Genomic DNA, 20389 nt, shown 5'->3' on the forward strand with positions numbered 1-20389 from the left:
CGGCTTTTTTTCGTCTGCGCGTTTGTGGTGGCTTGCCCCGCCTCAGAGCATGGCAGCGGTAGGTGCCCGCGGCGGCGCGCTGGCAATGTGCACCGTGCGGGTAGGAAACGCAAATTCCACGCCCATGGCTTTGAACTCGCGCAGCAGCCCCAGGTTGATGGACTGCTGCAGGTCCATGTAGAGGTTGTAGGCCGGGTCTTCGACGATGTAGACCACCTCATAGTCCAGCGAGTTGGTGCCCAGCGCCTTGAAATGTGCACGGTCAAAGCGCAGCTCCGGGTGTGCCTCGATGAGGTTGCGCACAACGCCTGGAATGGCCTCGGCCTGCTCGGGGGTGGTGCCATAGGCTACGCCAAAGGTGAACACGATGCGCCGCCGCTCCAGCATGCGGAAGTTGCTGATGGTCTGCTTGAGCAGGTCGGTGTTGGACATCACGATCTGCTCGCCCTGCAGACTGCGGATGCGCGTGGTCTTGAGACCAATCACCTGCACGGTGCCCGACACATTGCCCACCACGATGAAGTCGCCCACCTCGAAAGGCTTGTCCACCGCAATCGCCAGCGATGCGAACAGGTCGCCCAAAATGTTCTGTACCGCCAACGCCACGGCAATACCGCCCACCCCCAGGCTGGCGATGAAGGCCGTGATGTTCACCCCCACGTTGGACAAGATGGCCAGCAGCACCACGCTCCACAGCAGCGTGCGCAGCCCCCACGACATCAGCGTGGCCGAGGCGCTGACCTGCGTCATGCCGCTGGACGAGTGCCGCTCCACATAGCGGCGTACGCCAATGCCAATCGCGCGCATGCCCCACAGCCCCATCTGCAGCGCCACGGCGACAAACCACAGCTGGCTCAGACGGCTCTCCCAGCGGCCCGGCAGGTCGAGCAGGCTTGCGCCCACCAGCAGTGCCACCACCAGCATCAGCGTGCGGCTCGTGCCTTCCAGCACATCCACCAGAGTCAGTGCCATGCCGCTGTGTGACTGCGTGGCCCACACTTTGGCGCGGCGGGTCAGTAGGTGCAGCACCACAAGGATGGCTGCGTAGGTGGCCACAGCCGCCGCCAGGGCCACACACAGGCTCCATAGCGGCACGCCCGCAAAGGTGGTCTCCTGGACCCAGTTAAAAAAGGTGGATGGCGGCATGCAGTAACTCTCCTCTTCGTTGTGTTGCGGTGATGGAGCAGGCGTGCGCAGCGCCCGCGCAGAGGCCACGGCCATGGGACGTGGCGTACGGGTGAAGGGCACCCGCAACAACACGCTGCGTGCGCGTGCTGTCATTGATCGAGACCTGGGGGAGATGAGAGTTCCCGAACGCAACAAGCCACTCTCCTTCACGCAAATAGTGGGCGCCTTGTTTGCAAGTGTTCGTAAGACATGCCCCACAGCAATACAGAGGCAGGGCCTACGCCTGCTTGCCGGGCGAGCCCCAACAATGCATCAACACCAGAACCCCCTGGTGGCCCGCCCGATACGTCGGTACGGCCTACCCAACCACCTCCAGAGGAGTCCACCACACCATGCATTCATCCGCATTGATCCGTACCGCCACAGCGGCACTCGCACTGGGCGCACTGGCCGCCTGTTCTTCCACCCCGGCGCCCACCGAACAGATGGCGGTCACCCGCACCACTGTCAACCGCGTGGCGGCTGCCCCGGCTGTGGCCACCAGCTCCCCCGTGCAGCTGCAGCAAGCACGCGAGAAGCTGATGCAGGCCGAAAAAGCGATGGCAGAGAAGGACTATGTGGCGGCACGCCGCCTGGCCGCTGAGGCCGAGGTAGATGCCCGTGTCGCTGAAACACGCGCAGACGCGGCCAGCAATGCCGCCAACCTCGCCCAAGTGCAAGACGGTATCCGCGCACTGCAAGAAGAAATCAACCGCCGATCGCCCCGCTGAGCCAGCGCCAACCATGGGGCCACCGCGCCCCCTGGCTTCGCCTCAGGCACACACCGTTGAGGCCCCCGCGATTGCCCCACCCCATTTCAAGGAACACCTGACCATGCACCGCTTTTTTCACCGAACCACCGCCCTGTGCACCAGCCTGATTGCCGTTGGCCTGCTGGCCGCCTGCGCCAGCACCACCCCATCGCCCGCGCTGGAAGAGGCCCGTACCGCAGTGAGCACCGCTGCAGGAGACCCGGCCGTCAACCAGTACGCGCAGCTCGAACTGAAGCAAGCCACCGACGCACTGGCCAAGGCCGACCGCGTGTGGGCCGATGACCGCGACACGTCCGAGACCAACCACCTGGCGTACATCGCCCGCCAACGCGCCGAGATCGCCACCAATGCAGCCCGCGCACGCCAGCTCGATGCCAACATCAAACAGGCAGGCAGCGAAGCCGACCGCATCCGTCTGCAGGCCCGCACCCAAGAGGCTGACGCGGCCCGCCTGCGCGCCCAGCAAGCCCAGCAGCAGGCGATGAGCGCCGAGCAACGCGCCGCACAACAGCAGGCGCAAGCCACCGCTGCCATGGCCCAGGCCAATGCGGCACAAGACCGCGTGCGCGCACTCGAAGCGCAATTGCGCGAACTCGAAGCCCAGCAGACCGAACGCGGCCTGCTGGTGACCTTGGGCGATGTGCTGTTTGCCTTCAACAAGGCCGAACTCTCGGCCCAGGCCGGCCCGCGCCTGGACAAGCTGGCGAACTTTCTCAAACAGTTCCCGGACCGCAAGCTGTTGATCGAGGGCTACACCGACAGCGTGGGTGGCGACAGCTACAACCAGGACCTGTCAGACCGCCGCGCGCAGGCCGTGCGCGATGCGTTGGTGCAGCGCGGCGTGGACAGCAGCCGCATCGCCGCACGCGGCTACGGCAAGGCCCACCCGGTGGCTGACAACGCGTCGCCCGAAGGCCGCGCCATGAACCGCCGTGTGGAGATCGTGATTGCCGATGACAAGGGCAATTTGCGAGGCCGTTGAGGCCCCACAAAAAGTCCTACCGTGAAGCCGTATTGAAGCTGCAGTGAACCTGCACTGAAGCCCACAAAGACCGCGCCGCCTACGCTGCGCGGTCTTCAAACGTTTCGGTATCGACTTCGCTCGCGGATTGTGCGTTGTAGCGCTGGCCCACTACCGTGCGCTCGTTGATCAGCGCATCCAGCCGCGCCATGGTGGCGGCGTCCAGCCGTACGTTGGCAGCACCCAGGTCGTCCTGCAAATGCTCCACACTGGTGGTGCCTGGGATGGGAATGATGTGCTCGGCCTTGTGCAGCAGCCACGCCAGCGCCAGCTGGGCGGGGGTGCAACCCATATCGTGCGCAATGGCTTGATAGCCGTCGAGCAGATTCAGATTGGCGGCATAGGCGTCGGGCGCAAAACGGGGCATGGCGCGGCGGATATCCTTGGCATCCAGCGTGCTCACATCGCGCAGATCGCCACACAGAAAGCCCCGCGCCACGGGGCTGAACGCCACAAAGGCGGCGCCCAGTTCTCGGCAGGCGTCCAGCACAGCAATCTCGGGGTTGCGCGTCCAGAGCGAATACTCGGTCTGCACCGCAGCAATGGGGTGCACCGCGTGCGCCTTGCGCAGCGTGGCGGCCGACACCTCCGACAGGCCGATGCTGCGGATCTTGCCCGCACGCACCAGGTCGGCCAGTGCGCCCATGCTGTCTTCAATGGGCACCTTCTTGTCCCAGCGGTGCAGGTAGTACAGGTCGATCACGTCGGTCTGCAGACGGCGCAGGCTGTCTTCGCAGGTCTGGCGCAGCGTGGCGGGGCGGCCGTCGATCACGCGCACCAGCTTGCCGTCGCCATTCACATCCACGCCCTGCATGCCGCATTTGCTGGCCAGGGTGAAACGGCTGCGGTGCTGCTTCAGCACACGGCCCACCAGGGTTTCGTTGGCGCCAAAGCCGTACAGCGTGGCGGTGTCAAACAGCGTCACGCCCGCATCCAGCGCGGCCAGCAGCACGCGTTCGCCCTGCTCGGCAGACACCGGGGCGCCATAGGCGTGCGACAGGTTCATGCAGCCCAGGCCGATGGCCGAGACGGAGAAAGGTCCAAGGTTTCTTTGTTGCATGCCGCGAGCTTACGGCAAGCGAGGCAACCCACCGGGTGGCTCGGGCTTGGAGGCTGGGCTAAGCCTTTGCAACGGGTGGCCGCTTCGCCCACAGCTCAATGCGCTCGCCCGCAGCACAGGCGGCCACCAGCTGCGCAAACCGCGCCTCCCGGGTCGCATCGCGTTTGGCGGATGTGACCCAGTGCAGCATCACCTTGCGGTAGCTGGGCGGTGTGGACTCCTGAAAGTACCGCCACGCGGCCTTGTTGCGCTGGAAAATGCGTTGCAGCGCCACCGGCAGCTCGGCCCCCCCCGCCTGCTCGTGCGAGTAAATGGCCGACCTGTCTGCCTTGCGGTGCGCGAAGGCGGCCAGCCCCGCAGGCGTCATGCGGCCTGCCGCCTGCAACTGCTCCACTTTGGCGATGTTGACCGCACTCCAGATCGACGACGGCTTGCGCGGAGTGAAGCGGATCGAATACGTGTGCTCGTCAATACGCCGCCGAATGCCATCGATCCACCCAAAGCACAGCGCTTCGTCCACCGACTCCGGCCAGCCCAAGCTGGGGCGGCCCGAGCCCACCTTGTGAAAACCCACCAGCAGCTCCGTCGCGCTGGCGGCGTGGCGCTCCAGCCAATCGCGGAACGCCTGCGGGGTGGCAAAGAAGGTGGGCGCGGGCTGCTGGATCATGGTGCTGCAAACGTCCTTCCGTCTTGCCTTCTTCCTACCAGTTGCAGCTGCAGGTGCGCGGGTCAGGCCACCACGGCGTCATGCACTTGCTCGGCGTGTGGTCCCAGCGGCACCACGCACAGCGTCACACCATCAAGCGTGAGCACCAGCCCCAACTGCCCGCCTACCTGCACCACCCCACCCACAGTGGCGCTTGCGCGCTGGGCACGCGGTGGCACAAGCTGCATCGCCTGGGCTGCGGCATGCACCGCCCCCGCGCTGACGGGCGGCTGGCGCAGCAGCGCCCACAGTGTCTGTGGGTCTCGCGATTGCAGCGACTGCAGATACAGGCGCAGCACTGCGGCGTTGGCGCCCTTGGGTTCATCGCTGGATTCGTCGCCCTCCTGCGCCTGCCGCAGCCGCTGCAAGGCGCGGCGCAGTTGCTGGCGGCTGGCTGCTTCAGACCGACCGCTGGCCTGCGCCAGCTCGGCATGGCTGGCGTCGAACACCGCATGCAACAGCAACGCAGCGCCCTCCGCAGGCGTCACATACTCGGCAAGTCGCCGCAGCGCCAGCGTGGCCTGCTGCGCAAGAGCCGCATCGGCCTCCGCAGAAGGTGCGACCGCGCCAGCGACATCGGCGTGCGCGCTCTGCACGGCTTCAGCCAGCCATTGCGCCATCCACTGGCGCCGCCGCAAACGGTCGATGGCCAGATTGCGCACCACAGTCAGCAGCCAGGCCTGGGCAGCATTGAGCGCAGGGGCATTGGCCTCCAGCGCGCGCACATAGGCGTCCTGCACCGCGTCTTCAGCATCGGCCGGGCCTAGAAGGCGCGTGGCGGCGCGCACCAAGGCACTGCGGCTGGCGCCTACGAGCGCCACGGTGTGTTCGTCTTTTCGCATCGGAGCATGGTGCCACAGGCAGACCCAAAGCAGACTAGGACAGCAGTTGATGGACGAATGCAAGGATCCGGCGTTGGGTCGAAGGAAGGGCTCAGGCCCAAAGCAGACCTTGCGCGTAGCGTACCAATCGATCGGTGTGGCGGACTTCTGTAAAGTCTCAACATGTTGATCCATCACCCTCGTTCCACGCCCCAACTCCACCGCGATTTCCTCGATCGCGCCGTCTCTATCTTGGCAGCAGACTCCCGGGTTGTCGGTGTTGCAGCGGCCGGCTCCTATTCTGCAGACCTGATGGACGACTACAGCGATCTAGATTTGGTCGTCGTGTGCGAGGGCGCGAGCTTTGACGAGGTGATGCAGAGCCGCAAGCAAGTCGCTTCCAAGCTCGGGCGGCTGGTGGCAGCGTTCACAGGCGAGCACGTCGGCGAGCCACGCTTACTGATCTGCCTTTACGGACCACCCGCCCTTCATGTTGACCTCAAGTTTGTTCGCATTGAGGATCTGAAAGACCGGGTCGACCAACCCACCGTGTTGTGGGAGCGCGATGTGCGGCTGACCGAGGCACTAGCCCACGGGAAGCGAGCATTTCCCCCGCCCGACCACCAGTGGATCGAAGATCGATTCTGGGTGTGGGTGCACTACGGCGCCTCGAAGATTGCCCGCGGAGAACTGCAGGAGGCGTTGGACTTCTTCTCTTTTTTGCGCGGGTGCGTGCTTGGTCCGCTTGGGCTTGAACGTGCGGGCAAGGCACCCATCGGTGTTCGGCGGGTAGAACTAGTGCCAGAGTTGGCGTCATTGCTGGCAAACACGGTTGCTACTCTGAATGCTCCCGCATTGTTGGAAGCGCTGGAGAACACTATCGCGGCGTATCGGACCCTTCGTGCGTCGACGGTCAAAGTGAACACAGACGGCGAATACGTTGCCATGAATTTTCTGCACCAAGTACGCAGCCAAATGGGTTGAAGGCCCCGGGGCGTTCTTCACGTACCCTGGAGCCGCAAGTTCCGGTTCTGGCCGATAGCACCCACCCCAATGTCACCCAGCAGTTGCAATGCAGCCTAACCCTCTGGCCTGGGGGAAACATAGGTAGCTACGCCTGACAAGGCTGGCTGAACGGGCACAACCCGCAGCAAAAAGCCACCCGCTATTCCCCCCCGCGACAAGCTCCACCCGCCGTTCCATGGACAATCTCGGCATGTCTGGCGCACCTACTCCTACTTCACCCCCCTCCTCGCCCCGCCCCGTGCTGATCGCTGGCGGCGGCATCGGTGGCATGGCCACTGCCCTGACCCTGCACCAGATCGGCGTGCCCTGCATCGTCTTTGAAACAGTGCCCGAGCTGCAGCCGCTGGGCGTGGGCATCAACCTGCAGCCCAACGCCGTGCGAGAACTGGCCGACCTGGGGTTTGGCAACGAGGTGCTGGACACGATTGGCCTGCAGGCGCGCGAATGGGCGCTGGTGGGTCGCAACGGCAACGAGGTGTACGCCGAGCCACGCGGGCTGGAGGCGGGCTACCACTGGCCCCAGTATTCGGTGCACCGGGGGCAGCTGCAGATGATGCTGTTCAACGCGGTGCGAGAGCGCCTGGGAACCGACGCAGTGCAGCTGGGGCAGCGGGTGGTGGGCTACCGGCAGGATGCAAACGGCGTCACCGCCATTGTCGAGACACGCGACGGAGAGAAGCGTGAGGTAGCTGGCTCGCTGCTGATTGCCGCCGACGGCCTGCACTCGGCCGTGCGGGCGCAGATGCACCCCACGCAGCCGCCCATCCAGTGGGGCGGTGCCATCATGTGGCGCGGCACCACGCCGGGGGTGCCGGTGCGCACGGGCGCGTCGTTTGTGGGCGTGGGCTCGCTGCGGCACCGTGTGGTGTTCTACCCCATCACCCCGCCCGACCCGGCCACAGGCCTGGCCACCATCAACTGGATCGCCGAGATCACGGTCGACAACCAGGGCGGCTGGCAGCAGGGCGACTGGAACCGGCGCGTGGCACTGGAGGAGTTCATCCACCACTTCGAGGGCTGGAACTACAGCTGGCTGGACGTGCCTGCCATGCTGCGCGGCGCCAAGGACATTTTTGAGTACCCCATGATCGACCGCGACCCCGTGCCCACCTGGGTAGACGGCCGCGTGGCGCTGCTGGGCGACGCGGCGCATGTGATGTACCCCGTGGGCTCCAACGGTGCCAGCCAGGCCATCGTGGATGCGCGCGTGCTGGGGGCGCAGCTCATCGCGCACGGTGTGGGCCCGCAGGCGCTGCGTGCCTATGACGACAAGCTGTGCAAGGACATCTCTGCGCTGGTGCTGCGCAACCGGGGCTCCGGCCCGTTTGGTCTGCTGGGGCTGGTGGACGAGCGCTGCGGCGGGGTGTTCGACCATATTGACGACGTGCTGCCACGTGAGGAACGCGAGGGCTTCATGGCCCGCTACAAGGCGGCGGCGGGCTTTGCCATCGAGACGCTGAATGCGGCGCCGCCCACCATTGCGCCGGGGCAACGCGTGGCCGCAGGCTGAACAGTCCGAGGGGCTCAGTGCGGGCCAGTGGGTCCGCCATGCAGCGCTGGCCTGAATATGCAAGCGCAGAGAAATGTCACGCCCGGCGTGTCTCGTTCGTCAAGACAGTCCTATCACTCGCAAGGACTTGCCCCATGGACACGCCAGACACCACCACACCCGCTCCAGCCCCCGCCCAAGGCGCCGAACCGCGCACGTCTTACCTGGAAGAGAAAGCCTTCAAGGCCCGCACCCTGCTGGTCTTTGGCACCATCACCGACACCCTGGCCGCCGATGTGGCGCGGCGGCTGATTGCGCTGGATGCCGAGAGTGCCGAGCCCATCGACATGCTGGTGAGCTCGCCCGGCGGGCACCTGGAGTCGGGCGACACGATCCATGACCTGGTGCGCTTCATCACTGCACCGGTGAACATGATTGGCACCGGCTGGGTGGGCAGCGCGGCCACGCACCTGTACCTGGCGGCGCCCCGCGAGCGGCGGTTCTGCCTGCCCAACACGCGCTTTCTGATCCACCAGCCCAGCGGTGGCGCCGGCGGACCGGCCAGTGACATCGCCATCCAGGCGCGCGAGATGGTGAAAGCGCGTGAGCGAATTGCGGGCACCATCGCTCGGCAGACCGGCAAGCCGCTGGAGGTGGTGCTAGCAGACATCGAGCGCGACCGCTGGCTGTCGGCCGAAGAGGCGGTGGAATACGGCCTGGTCTCACGCATCATCGAGCACAAGGCGGCATTGAAGGGGTGATGCCAGGCACCCCTAACTATCAAATGCATAGCTGCTGACGCTTGATACAAAAGCGCCAGCAGCCAATTGGGCTTGCAATCAGCCTGCGTTGAGCTGCAGCTCCAGGTCGTGCAGCACCTGGTAGCACGGCAGCACCTGGGCCACGCTGGCATTGGGCTCGCGGCCTTCGCGGATGGCGGCGAAGAACTCGCGGTCCTGCAGCTCGATGCCGTTCATGCTCACATCGACCTTGCTCACGTCGATCTTCTCTTCCTTGCCATTCACCAGGTCGTCGTAGCGCGCGATGTACGTGGCCGAGTCGCCGATGTAGCGGAAGAAAGTGCCGAGCGGGCCGTCGTTGTTGAACGAGAGCGACAGCGTGCAGATGGCACCGTTGGCGGCCTTGAGCTGGATGCTCATGTCCATCGCAATGCCCAGCGTGGGGTGGATGGGGCCCTGGATGGCGTTGGCCTTCACGATGGGGCTGCCGGCCTGGTAGGCGAACAGGTCCACCGTGTGGGCAGCGTGGTGCCACAGCAGGTGGTCCGTCCAGCTGCGGGCCTGGCCCAGCGCGTTCATGTTGGTGCGGCGGAAGAAGTAGGTCTGCACATCCATCTGCTGGATGTTGAACTCGCCTGCCGTGATCTTTTTGTGCACGTACTGGTGGCTGGGGTTGAAGCGGCGGGTGTGGCCACACATGGCCACCAGGCCCGACTGCTTTTGCAGGGCGATGACCTTCTCGCCATCGGCCAGCACATCGCACAGCGGGATCTCGACCTGCACATGCTTGCCCGCTTCCAGGCAGGCGATGGTCTGGCTGGCGTGCATCTGCGTGGGCGTGCACAGGATCACGGCGTCCACTTCCTTGATCGCCAGGCTGTCGGCCAGGTCGGTGGTGACATGCTTGATGCCGTACTTGTCGGCCACTTCCTGGGTCTTGGCCAGGTCGCGGCTGATGAGGGAGACGACTTCGACGCCGTCAATGTTCTTGATGCCGTCCAGGTGCTTGATGCCGAAGGCGCCAGCGCCGGCGAGTGCGACTTTGATGGTCATGGTGTGTGTCCTTTGGCGTGTTTTTTAGGTGTTCTCAAGAATCAGGTGGCCCACGGCGGTGTTGGACGCGGGCACATGGTAGAAGCGGTGCGCCAGCTTGGGCGGCTTGCCACCAGCCACATCGGCCATGGCGCCGCGGGCGATGAGCCACATCACGAGTTCGATGCCTTCGCTGCCCGCTTCGCGCACATAGTCGATGTGCGGGATGCTGGCGGCGGCCTCGGGGTCGTTGATGAGCTTGTCGAGGAAGGCGTTGTCAAACTCTTTGTTGATGAGACCTGCGCGCGGGCCCTGCAGCTGGTGGCTCATGCCGCCCGTGCCCCAGATGTGCACATTGAGGTCTTCGTCGTAGCTCTCCACCGCCTTGCGGATCGCCTGGCCCAGGTTGTAGCAGCGGCGGCCGCTGGGCACGGGGTACTGCACCACGTTGACGGCGAACGGGATCACCGGGCAGGGCCAGGCGCCCGTCTTCGGGTCTTGCTGGCCGCACATCAGAGACAGCGGCACGGTGAGGCCGTGGTCCACGTCCATCCTGTTGACGATGGTGAGGTCAAAGTCCTGCTGGATGACCGACTGGGCAATGTGCGCGGCCAGGTCGGGGTGGCCCTGCACCACAGGCACAGGGCGGGGGCCCCAGCCCTCGTCGGCGGGCTGGAACTGCGCGGCCGTGCCGATGGCGAACGTAGGGATCATCTCCAGGCTGAAGGCCGTGGCGTGGTCGTTGTAGACCAGGAAGATCACGTCGGGCTTGTTGTCCTTCATCCATTGCTTGGAGAAGTCGTAGCCCGCGAACAGCGGCTTCCAGTAGTCTTCCTGCGTCTTGCCCAGGTCCAGCGCAGCGCCAATGGCAGGCACGTGCGACGTGAACACGGAGGCGGTGATCTTGGCCATGGTCAGTTTCCTTTCTTGCCGGCAGCGCCTTGTGGCTGGCGGTGTGCCTGTGCGTCGCCGTCTTCGCCGATCACGCGGTTGCCATTGGCCGAGCGGCCGCCGCTGATCATCATGTTGCGGTATTCCTCTTCGGTCATGCCAGTCATGCTGCCCGCCATCTGCTGGAAGCTCTTGCCATCGGTGGCGCCGATCTTGGCCAGAAAGTAGATGTTGCCGCCCAGGCGGATGCACCAGTTCAGGTCGCGTGCCAGCACGGCCTGCTTCTGCTCTTCGGTCATCGCCCATTCATCGAGGTAGGCGCGTTCGTTGGCCTTGAAACGCTCGCGGTTGCCGGCCTTCATCAGGCTCATGCAGAACTGGTTGAGCCAGTAGCCCTTGCGGCTTTGCTCGGCGTCGAAGATGGTCGTGCCGGGCACGTCCAGGTAGGGTTTGTCGAGTGGCATGGCATCAGCCTTTCTTTGTCACTTCTTCAGGCCAGTAGAGGCGCATGGGGTTATCCACCAGCAGCTTTTGCTGCAGCTCGGCCGTGGGGGCGATGTGCGGAATGAAGTCCACCAGCAGGCCGTCGTCGGGCATGTGGTCCTTGAGGTTGGGGTGCGGCCAGTCGGTGCCCCAGAGCACACGGTCGGGAAACTCTGCGACCACCTTGCGGGCGAACGGGATCACGTCGGTGTAGGCATTTTGCTCGCCGTTCAAGGCCTTGGGGCCAGTCACGGAGAGGCGCTCGGGGCAGCTCACCTTGCTCCACACATTGGGATGCTGGCGCATGAATTTGAGGAACAGCTCAAACTCCGGTCCGTCCACCGGCTTGTTCACATCGGGGCGGCCCATGTGGTCCACCACCACGGTGGTGGGCAGTGCAGTGAAGAAGTCCCACAGCTCGGGCAGGTCCACGGCCTCGAAGTAGATCACCACGTGCCAGCCGAGCTTGGCGATGCGCGCGGCAATCTCCATCAACTCGTCCTTGGGCGTGAAGTCCACCAGGCGCTTGACGAAGTTGAAGCGCACGCCACGCACACCGGCGTCGTGCATGGCCTGCAGCTCTTGGTCGGTGACCGAGCGCTTGACGGTGGCCACGCCCCGCGCCTTGCCGCCAGAGTGGACCAGCGCATCCACCATCGCGCGGTTGTCCGCACCGTGGCAGGTGGCCTGCACCACCACGTTGCGCGCAAAGCCCAGGTGGTCGCGCAGCGCGTACAGCTGGTGTTTGCTGGCGTCGCAGGGCGTGTACTTGCGCTCAGGCGCGTAGGGGAACTCGGCACCGGGGCCGAACACATGGCAGTGCGCGTCCACAGCGCCTGCGGGCACCTGGAAGCGGGGTTTGCTGGGGCCGGCGTACCAGTCCAGCCAGCCGGGGGTCTTGGTGAATTCGCTCATGAGTGTGGGTCCTTGGTTGCTGGGTGGGGCAGGTCAGTCGAGGGACACGTTGGCCTTCTTGATCACGTCGCCAAAACGCTGGCTCTCGTCCTTGACGAACTGGGCGAACTGCGCGCGCGTTGTGGGGAAGGGCTCGTAGCCAAAGCTCTTGAACTTCTCCTGCACATCGGCGCCGGACAGGGCCTGCTCGATGTCCTTGCGGATCTTGTCGGTCACGGCAGCGGGCAGGCCGGGCGGCACGGCGATGGCGTTCCAGCCCGTCACCTCAAAGCCCTTGGGGCCACCCGATTCGCCCACGGTGGGCACATCCGGAAAGCTGGCCAGGCGCTGCGGCGCGGTGACGGCCAGAAAGCGCAGCTTGCCCGCACGTTGCAGCGGCCCGGCCGTGGCGGCGCTGCCCAGCGCAAACGACAGCTCGCCGGTGGAGACCGAGGTGTAGAGCTGCGTGGTCTCTTTGTAGAGCACGTGCTCCATCTGCGTGCCGGTGGCGCTTTCAAACAGCTCGGAGCCCAGGTGCACCGGGTTGCCGATGGACCAGGAGCCGTAGTTGAGCTTGCCGGGGTTGGCCTTGGCGTCGGCCACGATGTCGCCCACGGTTTTGTATTTGCTGTTGGCGGCCACTGTGAAGAAGAAATAGGTCTTGAACAGCGGCAGCAGCGTGTCGAAGTCTTTGGCCGTGTCGTACGGCAGCTTTTTGAACAGGCTGGGGTAGGCGGCCAGGTGCACGTTGTCGAGCACGATCAGATCATGCCCGTCCTTGGCTCCGCGCTTGAATGCATCGATGGCGATGAAGCCGTTGCCACCGGGGCGGTTCTCGACCACCACGGGCTGGCCCCAGCTTTTGGACAACTTGTCGGCCACCAGGCGGGCCACGCCGTCCGGGCCACCGCCCACGGGGAAGGGCGTGATGATGCGCACGGGCTTGGACGGAAACGCCTGCGCCGAGGCGAACTGGGGCACACAGCCCAGGGCTGTGGCCAGGCCCACGGCCAGGCCCACACGGCGGGAGAGAGAAACAGGAGACACGGAACAACGCATGGAAAGAAGAAGCTGCTTGCTATTAATTACATAGCTGCAAGCACATGATTGACTGGCGCTTGCAGCCCAAAAGACTGAAAAACTGCTCAATCGATGTACTTGAGGCCCGCCTTCTCCAGGCCGGGGCGCATGTTGTACATGTCCAGGCCCAGCACGCCGCTGGCGAGCTTGGCGCGCTTCTCGCCTTCAAAGCTCTCGCGCTTTTGGGCGGCGGCCAGGGTCTCGGCCGCGCGGGCGGCGGGCACACACACCACACCGTCGTCGTCGGCCACGATCACGTCGCCCGGCGTGACCAATGCACCGGCGCACACCACGGGGATGTTGACCGAGCCCAGCGTGGCCTTGATGGTGCCCTTGCTGCTGATGGCGCGGCTCCACACGGGGAAGTTCATCTCCTGCAGCGTCTTCACGTCGCGCACACCGGCGTCGATGATGAGGGCGCGCGCGCCGCGGGCCTGGAAGCTGGTGGCCAGCAGGTCGCCAAAGTAGCCGTCGGTGCACTCCGAGGTGACGGCCGCCACCACGATGTCGCCGGGCTGGATCTGCTCGGCCGCCACATGCATCATCCAGTTGTCGCCAGGCTGCAGTAGCACGGTGACGGCCGTACCGCTGACCTGCTGGCCGCTGTAGATGGGGCGCATGTAGGGCTTGAGCAGCCCCACGCGACCCATGGCCTCGTGCACGGTGGCCGAGCCGAGGGCAGCCAGGCCGTCAGCGGCTGCGCGGTCAGCGCGGGTGATGTTGCGATAGACAACGCCAAGTTCAAACATGTCAGAGCCCCTTTGCCTTCAGGCGTGAATCGAGTCGGGAGAACACGCGGCGCGTGTTGGCTTCGTAGATCTGGTGCTTGTCGTCGGCACTCAGGATGGTGGAGGCCTCGATGTAGCGCTTGGTGTCGTCGTAGTAGTTGCCGGTGGTGGGGTCAATGCCCCGCACCGCGCCGATCATCTCGCTGGCAAACAGCACGTTCTTCACAGGAATCACGGTGTTCAGCAGGTCGATGCCGGGCTGGTGGTACACGCAGGTGTCGAAGTACACGTTGTTCATCAGGTGCTCGTCGAGCAGCGGCTTCTTCATCTCCTGCGCCAGGCCCCGGAAGCGGCCCCAGTGGTAGGGCACCGCGCCGCCGCCGTGCGGGATCAGGAACTTGAGCGTGGGGAAGTCCTTGAACAGGTCGCCCTGGATGAGCTGCATGAAGGCCGTGGTGTCGGCGTTCAGGTAGTGCGCGCCGGTGGTGTGAAAGCACGCGTTGCAGCTGGTGCTCACGTGGATCATGGCGGGCAGGTCGTACTCCACCATCTTCTCGTAGATGGGGTACCAGTGCTTGTCGGTCAACGGGGGGCTGGTCCAGTGGCCGCCGGAAGGGTCAGGGTTCAGGTTGATGCCCACGGCGCCGTATTCGTGCACGCACTTTTCCAGCTCAGGGATGCAGGTCGCGGGATCGACACCGGGGCTTTGCGGCAGCATAGCCACGGGCACGAAGTGGTCGGGGAACAGCGTGGAGACCCGATAGCACAGCTCGTTGCAGATGGCGGCCCAGGTGCTGGACACATTGAAGTCGCCGATGTGGTGGGCCATGAAGCTGGCGCGTGGGCTGAACAGCGTGATGTCGCTGCCGCGCTCCTCCATCAGCTTGAGCTGGTTGGTCTCGATGGACTCGCGCAGCTCGTCGTCGCTGATGTGCAGGTCTGCCACTTTGGGCATGGCGGCTGGGTCTTTGATGCCGGCGATCTGCGCATTGCGCCAGTTCTCCAGCGCCTTGGGGGCCGTGGTGTAGTGGCCGTGGCAGTCGATGATGAGGCTCATTTTTGGGTGCTCCAGGAAGGTGTTCTTGTGATCGGTCAGGCGGGGGTCATGCCCTGCTTTTGCTTGGCGTCCGCCGCAGCGGGAGAGGCCAGGTAAGCCAGCAACGCACGTGCTGCATCCGCCTGTTGCGAATGCACGCCAACGCCTGCGGAAAACGTGGTGGTGATCTGGATGGCCGGTGGCAGCGGGCCCACGATCTGGATGCCCTGCACGTGCAGCAGCTCGCTCAGTTGCTGAAAGCCCAACGCCACCTCGCCCTTGGCCACCAGCGAGCCCACGGGCACGCCGGGGGGCGCCTGCACCATGCGCGGGGCGATCTGATCGGCAATGCCCCAGCGCTCGAACAGCTTGGCCAGCGCCACGCCGCTGGGGCCGGTGGACAGGCTGATGCTGGGCGCAGCCAACACGGCCTGGCGCACGGCGTCTTCGCTCGACAGGTCGGGCAGCGGCGCGCCGGCAGGCACGGCCACGGCCACGCCGGAGTGCACCCAGTCCACCTTGCTGCCGGGCACCAGATGGCCCGCAGCCAAAAGCTTGTCGATGGCGTCGGAGGCGAGGATCACCACGTCGAACGCCTCACCGGCCGCCACACGCTTGGCAGCGTCCACACCGCCCACCGATTCGATGGCGGCCTGTGTGCCCGATTGCTGCGCAAAACCGGCCACCAGGTCTGCCAGCACTTGGCGCGTGGCCATGGAAGAAATGCCTCGGATCACTGGCGCCGTCATGCGTTGTCTCCTGCCGGGCTGCGGGTGGCCCAGGCGGTGCGTGCAGTTGTATACATGCCGCCGATTGTGGGCAGCCGCAGCCCAAACATGAAGGCGGCACCGGCACTACCAGATATATCATTCCGTGATCGTTGACCTACAGCTATTGCAAATAGCAGAGAGCCTTGCCATGGACCTCAAGCAGATCGAATACTTTGTGCGGGTGGCCGAGCTGGGCAGCTTTACCCGCGCCTCGGTGGTACTGGACATCGCCCAGCCCGCCCTGAGCCGCCAGGTGCGCCTGCTGGAGGTGGAGCTGCGCCAGAACCTGCTGGTGCGCAACGGCCGGGGCGCCACGCCCACCGAGGCGGGCAAGCTGCTGCTGGAGCACGGGCGCGGCATCCTGCACCAGGTGGAGCGCGCCCGCGAGGAGCTGGGCCGCGTGCGCGGCGCCCTGGCCGGGCGCGTGGCCATCGGCCTGCCGCCCAGCATTGCCAAGGTGCTGACCGTGCCGCTGACCCGCGCCTTCCGCGTGAAGATGCCCGACGCGGCGCTGGCCATCAGCGAGGGCCTGTCGGTTGCCATGCGCGAATCGCTGACCACCGGGCTGCTCGACATCGCACTGCTTTACAACACCACGCCCGCGCCGGGCATCGAGACCACGGCGCTGCTGGAGGAAGACCTGTTTCTGGTGCAGCGCCGCGCCCCAGGCCAGAGCGAGGCGGAGGCCGATGCCCTGGCCCGCACGCCCCTGCCGCTGGACGAGCTGCCGCGTTTTCCGCTGGTCATCCCTACGCGCCCCAACTCCATCCGCATGCTGGTGGAATCCGAACTGGCCGCACGCGGCAAGCGCCCGCAAATCAGCCTGGAGATCGATGGCGTGGCGGCCATCCTGGACCTGGTGGCCGATGGCGCGGGCTGTGCGGTGCTGCCCATGAATGCGGTCACCACGTCGGGTAAATCGGAAGTGTTCAGTACCCGGCCCATCCACGGCGCGGGCAGCGATGGGGACGGCGAGGAGGAAGGCGGCAGCACCCGCCTGCGCAGCAAGCTGTTCATGGCCGTCAGCTCGCAACGCCCGGCCACACTCACACAGCAGGCGATGGCAGAGCTGATTCGGACGACGCTGCAGGCGTTGTACAGGTCTCCCCCCTGAGCCGCTGCGCGGCATCCCCCCAACGGGGGACGGCACCCTTGCTGCGGGGCGGCCCTTGCTCGGTGCCTCTGGCATTGCGCCGCGCCAGTTTCACCGGCGGGTGGCGATTCGCAGGCTCAGTCCTTTGCAGGCACGACGGACAAACTGCCCAACACCCGGTCCGCATAGTCCTGCCAGCGCGCGTCCTTGGGCAGGCCGTGAAAGACGCCTCCGCGCGCGAGGTCGGCCACCCACTGCTGCTTGGCGGCGATGGCCGAGGCCATCAGTGGCTCCATGCCGGCCTCGTGCACCGTGTGGGCCGATTCGCGCATCTCTTCGGCGCGGCGCTGGCCGTGCTGCACGACGCGGCTGAAGAAGTAGCGACCCTGTTCGTGCCAGTCGATAGAGGGAAAGGTCTCAGCCAAGGTGGGCAGCACATGGTCTTCCACGCCGTAGTGGCGGGCGGTGGAGTAGCTCTCAATCACCAGGGCTTCGAGGCCCTTGATCATGATGCTGCGGCACATCTTGATGGCACTGGCCACGCCCAGTTGCTCGCTCACGGGTTGGGCATCCATGCCCCAGCTGGTCAGCACAGTGGCCAGCGCGGCAGCCTGCACGCCGCCCAGCAGCATGGGCACGCGGATGCCGTAGGGGGGCACCGAGGTCATCACGCCCGCCTCGACATAGTGCGCACCCCGCGCCTCGATGAGCGCAGCGGCCTGCTGCTTGGTGCCGGGCGATGCCGAGTTGAGGTCCAGGAACACGGTGCCGGGGCGGATGTGCTGCGCGGCCTCCTGCGCCACGGCCAGCGTGTTCGATGCGGTGACGGCCGAGATGATGCAGTCACAACGCGTGCACAGTGCCTGCATCCCATCCACGGCCACCACGCCCGCTTGCGCGGCGTGCTTCTGCAGGGCGTCGCGGTGCGCGGGGTCGGCCAGCTTCAGGTCCCAGGCAGCGACCGAGGCCACGCCGGGCTGGACACGCAAGCCCGCACTGAAGATCTTGCCCACCTCGCCATAGCCCACGAGGCCGATGTGTGTGATGTTCATCCGATTTGCCTTTCGGTCACAAAAGCCGAAGCGCAGCAACCGTCACTGCCGCGCGATCTTGGCCTGGGCGATCACGTCGCTCCAGCGGCGCACATCGGCCGCCAGGTGCTCGCCCAGTTGCGCGGGGGTGCTGCCCTGGGCATGGAGGTTCAGTTCCAGCAGGCGCTTTTTCACATCGGGCTGGGCCAGTGCGGTCTGCACTTCGCGCGACAGACGCTCCACCACGGCAGCAGGTGTCTTGGCGGGCACGGCCAGGCCGTTCCACGACGTGACGTTGAAGCCCGCCAGTGGCCCGCCGCTTTCGCGCACCGTGGGCACGTCGGGCAACTGCGGCGCCCGCTGCGCGCCCATCACAGCCAGCGGCCGCAGGGCCTTGGCGCCGATCTGTGGCATGAGACCCCCCAGGATGTCGATCATCACGTCGATCTCGCCACCCCGCAGCGCCGTGATGACCGGCGGCGTGCCGTTGAAAGGCACCACCTGCGCGTCGATGCCCGCCGTCACCTTGAACAGCTCGGCCGCCAGGTTCTGTGTGGTGCCGATCTGTGGCGTGCCGATATTGAGCTTGCCCGGGTGGGCACGCGCATAAGCCAGAAGCTCGGCCAGGGTGGCAAAACGCCCGCCTTCTTTCACCACCACGGCCAGATCAAACGTGGCCAGCAGCGAGACAGGCGCAAAGTCCTTGAGTGTGTCGAACGGCAGCGACTGGAACAGCGCCGCGCTGACCGCCGTGCCACTGCTCACAAGCAGCAGCGTGTGGCCGTCGGGCTCAGCCCGCGCCACCAAGTCTCCCGCTAGGACGCCGCCAGCGCTGGGTTTGTTTTCGATGACCACGCTTTGCCCCAGCGGGCCGGCGATCTTCTGGCCCACGGTGCGCGCCGTGATGTCGGCCGCACCGCCCGCCGCATTGGGCACGACGATACGCAGCGGGCGTGAGGGGAAAGCGGCCTGAGCGCTGGCCTCACCGCCGAACGACGCTGCCAGCCAGGCCAGAAGGGTTCTGCGGTGCACGGCTTGCATGGCGCGCGCTACCGTGCCACGCCCAGCAGGCGGTCCAGCAGCTCGGGTTGGGCGCTCAGCTCGGCAGCGCTGCCGGTGTGCACCACGGTGCCCCGGTCCAGCACGGCGGCGTGGTCCGAGATGGCCAGGATGGCCTGCGGATGCTGCTCCACGATGATGGCCGACAGGCCCTCTTCGCGCGTGATGCGGCGGATGGCGCGCAGCAGCTCTTCCACGATGATGGGCGCCAGGCCTTCGAGCGGCTCGTCGAGCAGCAGCAGGCGCGGGTTGAGCACCAGCGCGCGACCCACGGCCAGCATCTGCTGCTCGCCGCCCGAGAGCTGCGTGCCCAGGTTGGTCTTGCGCTCGGCCAGGCGCGGGAACATTTCGTACACGCGCTCGGGCGTCCACGGCCGTGCGGTCGATCCTTTGCGGCCCGGGCGCGCCACGGCCGTGAGGTTCTCGTGCACCGTGAGCGACTTGAAGATGTTGCGCTCTTGCGGCACCCAGCCGATGCCGGCCGCTGCGCGTTCGTGCGGGGGCAGCTTGTGCAGCGCCACGCCGGCCAGGCTCACCGTGCCGGCATGCTGGCGCGTGGCTCCGGCCAGAGTGTTGATGAGCGTGGTCTTGCCCGTGCCGTTGCGCCCCAGCAGGGCCAGCGTGTCGCCTTCGGGCAGGGCCAGCGAAATGCCTTGCAGCACCACGGCCTCGCCGTAGCCTGCGCTCAGGCCCTCGATGCGCAAGAGTTCTGTCTTAGACATGCGCATCCTCCCCATGACCGAGGTACACCGCCTTCACCTGCGGGTCATTGGCAATCGTGTCCGGGTCGCCCTCGGTGAGCACCGTGCCGTTGACCAGCACCGTCATGCGGTTGGCAAAGCTGAAAACCAGGTCCATATCGTGTTCGATCAACAGCACCGAGACATCGGCGGGCAGGGCCGCCACGGTCTGCAGCAGCTCCTCGCGCTCGCCGGCGGGCACACCGGCCACGGGTTCGTCGAGCAGCAACACGCGCGGCTCGCAGGCCAGCGCAATCGCAATCTCCAGCAGGCGGCGCTTGCCGTAGGCCAGCACGCGCGTTTCCTCGGCCATCACTGAGGTGAGGTGGAACTGCTCCAGCAGCTGCTCGCAGCGCTCGGTGACGGCCTTGCGCGCCCCCAGCGGTTGCCACCACTTGCCGCCCAGGCCCTGGTGCTGCGACACGGTGAGCGCCAGTGTCTCCAGCGGCGTGAGGGTGTCGAACAACTGGTTGATCTGGAAAGTGCGCACCATGCCGCGCTGCACACGCTGGTGCGGCGCCAGGCGCGTGATGTCCTGGCCTTCGAGGGTGATGGAGCCTTCGGTGGGCTCCAGCACGCCAGTCAGCAGGTTGATGAGCGTGGTCTTGCCCGCGCCATTGGGGCCAATGAGCGCATGGCGCGCGCCCTTTTTCAGGTTCAGCGTGACGTTGTTGGTGGCCGTGATGCCGCCAAAACGCTTGACCAAGCCCTTGGCCGACAGCACGGTGGTGGAGGTTGTCGTGTTCATA

Annotated in this window: 22 protein-coding genes; 6 read left to right on the forward strand and 16 right to left on the reverse strand. The window is 65.8% G+C overall.

Annotated features, from left to right (window positions below):
• Positions 1-42 precede the first annotated feature (42 nt).
• On the reverse strand, positions 43-1146 hold the full coding sequence (locus N4G42_RS22910; RefSeq protein ID WP_260668940.1) for a mechanosensitive ion channel family protein: 1104 nt from the start codon (positions 1144-1146) through the stop codon (positions 43-45).
• A 374-nt stretch (positions 1147-1520) separates the two neighbouring features.
• Between N4G42_RS22910 and N4G42_RS22915 the strand changes: the two genes are divergently transcribed.
• The gene (locus N4G42_RS22915) at positions 1521-1898 is read left to right on the forward strand and encodes a DUF4398 domain-containing protein (protein WP_108499265.1); all 378 of its coding nucleotides are present in this window, start codon (positions 1521-1523) and stop codon (positions 1896-1898) included.
• 103 nt (positions 1899-2001) lie between these two features.
• Entirely contained in the window at positions 2002-2922 is a 921-nt protein-coding gene (locus tag N4G42_RS22920; RefSeq protein ID WP_108499268.1) for an OmpA family protein, read from the forward strand.
• A 79-nt stretch (positions 2923-3001) separates the two neighbouring features.
• Here N4G42_RS22920 and N4G42_RS22925 read toward each other — a convergent pair whose 3' ends face one another.
• The 3 genes from N4G42_RS22925 to N4G42_RS22935 form a co-directional block, all read right to left on the reverse strand.
• Complete coding sequence (locus N4G42_RS22925) at positions 3002-4021, reverse strand: aldo/keto reductase (RefSeq protein WP_108499264.1); 1020 nt, start codon at positions 4019-4021, stop codon at positions 3002-3004.
• A gap of 58 nt (positions 4022-4079) precedes the next feature.
• Positions 4080-4688: a YdeI/OmpD-associated family protein gene (locus N4G42_RS22930; protein ID WP_260668842.1), complete on the reverse strand. Its 609-nt coding sequence runs from the start codon at positions 4686-4688 to the stop codon at positions 4080-4082.
• A 62-nt stretch (positions 4689-4750) separates the two neighbouring features.
• On the reverse strand, positions 4751-5569 hold the full coding sequence (locus tag N4G42_RS22935) for a sigma-70 family RNA polymerase sigma factor (protein ID WP_260668843.1): 819 nt from the start codon (positions 5567-5569) through the stop codon (positions 4751-4753).
• A gap of 162 nt (positions 5570-5731) precedes the next feature.
• Here N4G42_RS22935 and N4G42_RS22940 point away from each other — a divergent pair, with 162 nt between their 5' ends.
• The 3 genes from N4G42_RS22940 (at position 5732) to N4G42_RS22950 (ending at position 8824) form a co-directional block, all read left to right on the forward strand.
• Positions 5732-6532: a nucleotidyltransferase domain-containing protein gene (locus tag N4G42_RS22940; protein WP_108499261.1), complete on the forward strand. Its 801-nt coding sequence runs from the start codon at positions 5732-5734 to the stop codon at positions 6530-6532.
• A 232-nt stretch (positions 6533-6764) separates the two neighbouring features.
• Complete coding sequence (locus N4G42_RS22945) at positions 6765-8084, forward strand: flavin-dependent oxidoreductase (RefSeq protein WP_260668844.1); 1320 nt, start codon at positions 6765-6767, stop codon at positions 8082-8084.
• 134 nt (positions 8085-8218) lie between these two features.
• The gene (locus tag N4G42_RS22950) at positions 8219-8824 is read left to right on the forward strand and encodes an ATP-dependent Clp protease proteolytic subunit (protein WP_260668845.1); all 606 of its coding nucleotides are present in this window, start codon (positions 8219-8221) and stop codon (positions 8822-8824) included.
• Positions 8825-8902: 78 nt separating this feature from the next.
• Here N4G42_RS22950 and N4G42_RS22955 read toward each other — a convergent pair whose 3' ends face one another.
• From N4G42_RS22955 to N4G42_RS22990, 8 genes are all read right to left on the reverse strand, one after another.
• Positions 8903-9856 carry a Gfo/Idh/MocA family oxidoreductase gene (locus N4G42_RS22955; RefSeq protein ID WP_260668846.1) on the reverse strand — a complete coding sequence of 318 codons (954 nt, stop codon included), beginning with the start codon at positions 9854-9856 and terminating at the stop codon, positions 8903-8905.
• A 24-nt stretch (positions 9857-9880) separates the two neighbouring features.
• Positions 9881-10747, reverse strand: a complete 867-nt coding sequence (locus N4G42_RS22960; RefSeq protein ID WP_260668847.1) for a class III extradiol dioxygenase subunit beta — start codon at positions 10745-10747, stop codon at positions 9881-9883.
• A 2-nt stretch (positions 10748-10749) separates the two neighbouring features.
• Positions 10750-11190: a protocatechuate 4,5-dioxygenase subunit alpha gene (ligA, locus tag N4G42_RS22965; protein WP_056067994.1), complete on the reverse strand. Its 441-nt coding sequence runs from the start codon at positions 11188-11190 to the stop codon at positions 10750-10752.
• 4 nt (positions 11191-11194) lie between these two features.
• On the reverse strand, positions 11195-12124 hold the full coding sequence (locus N4G42_RS22970; protein WP_108498511.1) for an amidohydrolase family protein: 930 nt from the start codon (positions 12122-12124) through the stop codon (positions 11195-11197).
• A gap of 33 nt (positions 12125-12157) precedes the next feature.
• Positions 12158-13162, reverse strand: a complete 1005-nt coding sequence (locus tag N4G42_RS22975) for a Bug family tripartite tricarboxylate transporter substrate binding protein (RefSeq protein ID WP_056742992.1) — start codon at positions 13160-13162, stop codon at positions 12158-12160.
• An 86-nt stretch (positions 13163-13248) separates the two neighbouring features.
• Positions 13249-13932: a 4-carboxy-4-hydroxy-2-oxoadipate aldolase/oxaloacetate decarboxylase gene (gene ligK, locus N4G42_RS22980; protein WP_056067987.1), complete on the reverse strand. Its 684-nt coding sequence runs from the start codon at positions 13930-13932 to the stop codon at positions 13249-13251.
• A gap of 1 nt (position 13933) precedes the next feature.
• Entirely contained in the window at positions 13934-14968 is a 1035-nt protein-coding gene (locus tag N4G42_RS22985; protein ID WP_260668848.1) for an amidohydrolase family protein, read from the reverse strand.
• Positions 14969-15003: 35 nt separating this feature from the next.
• Positions 15004-15696: a substrate-binding domain-containing protein gene (locus tag N4G42_RS22990; RefSeq protein WP_121941294.1), complete on the reverse strand. Its 693-nt coding sequence runs from the start codon at positions 15694-15696 to the stop codon at positions 15004-15006.
• 169 nt (positions 15697-15865) lie between these two features.
• Between N4G42_RS22990 and N4G42_RS22995 the strand changes: the two genes are divergently transcribed.
• Complete coding sequence (locus N4G42_RS22995; protein ID WP_056067984.1) at positions 15866-16831, forward strand: LysR substrate-binding domain-containing protein; 966 nt, start codon at positions 15866-15868, stop codon at positions 16829-16831.
• A gap of 116 nt (positions 16832-16947) precedes the next feature.
• On the opposite strand, the gene N4G42_RS23000 is transcribed toward N4G42_RS22995, so the two are convergent.
• The 4 genes from N4G42_RS23000 to N4G42_RS23015 are packed head-to-tail and all read right to left on the reverse strand — an operon-like array spanning position 16948 to position 20388.
• A complete protein-coding gene (locus N4G42_RS23000; RefSeq protein ID WP_260668849.1) occupies positions 16948-17862 on the reverse strand; it encodes an NAD(P)-dependent oxidoreductase in 915 nt (304 codons plus the stop codon).
• A 42-nt stretch (positions 17863-17904) separates the two neighbouring features.
• Positions 17905-18882 carry a tripartite tricarboxylate transporter substrate binding protein gene (locus N4G42_RS23005; protein WP_260668850.1) on the reverse strand — a complete coding sequence of 326 codons (978 nt, stop codon included), beginning with the start codon at positions 18880-18882 and terminating at the stop codon, positions 17905-17907.
• Between the two features lie 8 nt (positions 18883-18890).
• Entirely contained in the window at positions 18891-19622 is a 732-nt protein-coding gene (locus N4G42_RS23010; RefSeq protein WP_060984899.1) for an ABC transporter ATP-binding protein, read from the reverse strand.
• The gene (locus N4G42_RS23015) at positions 19615-20388 is read right to left on the reverse strand and encodes an ABC transporter ATP-binding protein (protein ID WP_260668851.1); all 774 of its coding nucleotides are present in this window, start codon (positions 20386-20388) and stop codon (positions 19615-19617) included. The genes N4G42_RS23010 and N4G42_RS23015 overlap by 8 nt, the downstream gene beginning before the upstream one ends.
• Between the last annotated feature and the right edge of the window lies 1 nt (position 20389).

This window comes from Acidovorax sp. K2F (genome assembly GCF_025246485.1).
Classification (GTDB): domain Bacteria; phylum Pseudomonadota; class Gammaproteobacteria; order Burkholderiales; family Burkholderiaceae_C; genus Acidovorax; species Acidovorax delafieldii.